Annotated in this window: 1 protein-coding gene and 1 pseudogene; both read right to left on the reverse strand. The window is 53.8% G+C overall.

The features are described 5' to 3' along the window. Positions 1 to 263, reverse strand: a pseudogene (locus tag VU18_RS16645) (Ger(x)C family spore germination protein); the annotation flags it as partial. Beyond that, positions 260 to 1,440, reverse strand: a 1,181-nt coding sequence (locus tag VU18_RS16650; RefSeq protein WP_047758606.1) for a spore germination protein, incomplete at its 5' end; no start/stop codon positions are given. The pseudogene VU18_RS16645 and the gene VU18_RS16650, both read right to left, overlap by 4 nt.

The following is a 1,440-nucleotide window of genomic DNA, read 5'->3' on the forward strand; positions in this document are numbered from 1 at the left end:
CGGCTTGCCTCGACCAACGTGTCTCCGGTCGACGTATAAATGGAGACGGGCACGCCGCCCGCTCCGCCTCCTCGTTGGAGCGCCCCCGCAACGTTGCCCGGGTTGACGACTTGAAACGAGGCCAAATATCTGCCGTCTTTTGTTTTATCGAGGCCGACGGCAATGACAACGGCCAAATCGGTTAACTCTTTTTTACTCCAACAACCAGCCAGCAACAGCGCACAAACAAAAAAGGACACAAACATGGCGATAGATCGTTTCATGATCCATCCTCCTTTTCCCGGCGTGTTGGTGCCGGAGGCTTCGGTTTCTGATCCCCCGATTGGCGAATGATATTTTTCTGGTTAATCAGGCGCGGCCGCTCGCGGTACATCCATGTCGGAATCCGAAACAGGGTATCGCCTACATTGGTTGAAATAAATGGAGCAAGCGGCGACATGTATGGCATGCCAAACGAGCGCAAGCTGCATAAATGGAGAATCATGACCAGCAGACCCATTATAATGCCATAAAACCCGAACATCGCCGCTAAAAACATCAACCCAAAGCGGATGAGGCGGGCTGAGATGGCGATGGCAAACGACGGCGTTGCAAAGCTGGCAATCGCGGTGAGCGAGACAACGATGACCATGGCCGATGAAACGAAGCCGGCATTGATCGCCACCTCACCGATGACAAGCGCCCCGACAATCGACACCGCTTGCCCGACTGCACGCGGCAGCCGAATCCCCGCTTCGCGCAAAATCTCAAATGTCACTTCCATGATCAATGCCTCGACAAAAGCGGGAAACGGCACAGCCTCACGCTGGGCGGCAATGGCGATGACGAGCTGGGTCGGAATCATTTCTTGATGAAACGTCGTCGCAGCAATATAAATAGAGGGCGCGACGAGCGAGAGAAAAAAAATCAACACGCGTAAAAAACGAAGAGCGGTCGCAATATCAAAACGGGCATAATAATCCTCCACCGCTTGAAAAAATTGGATAAACAAAGCCGGCACAATCAGGATAAACGGCGTCCCCTGAATCAAAATCGCAATCCGCCCCTCCAGCAAATTCGCCGCCACCACATCGGGACGCTCGGTATGATAGATCGTCGGAAACGTCGTAAACGTTTGATCTTCGATTAATTGTTCAATATAACCGGACTCAAGCACGCTGTCCGTATCAATGCGGCGCAGGCGCGCTCTCACTTCCTCGATAACCTCGTCATTGGCAATGCCTTTGATGTACATGATCGCGACATCCGTTTGCGTCACGGTGCCGATTTGCATCGTTTCCAGCCAAAGATTGGGATTTTTAATGCGGCGGCGGATCATCGCGGTGTTCGCGCGCAACGACTCCGTAAATCCCTCGCGCGGCCCGCGGACGGCGATTTGCGTTTGCGGTTCCTCGATCGAACGATATTGGCCGCCTTTGGTGCTGGCGCTGACAGCGGACG

It is taken from the genome of Geobacillus sp. ZGt-1, from assembly GCF_001026865.1.
GTDB lineage: Bacteria > Bacillota > Bacilli > Bacillales > Anoxybacillaceae > Geobacillus > Geobacillus thermoleovorans.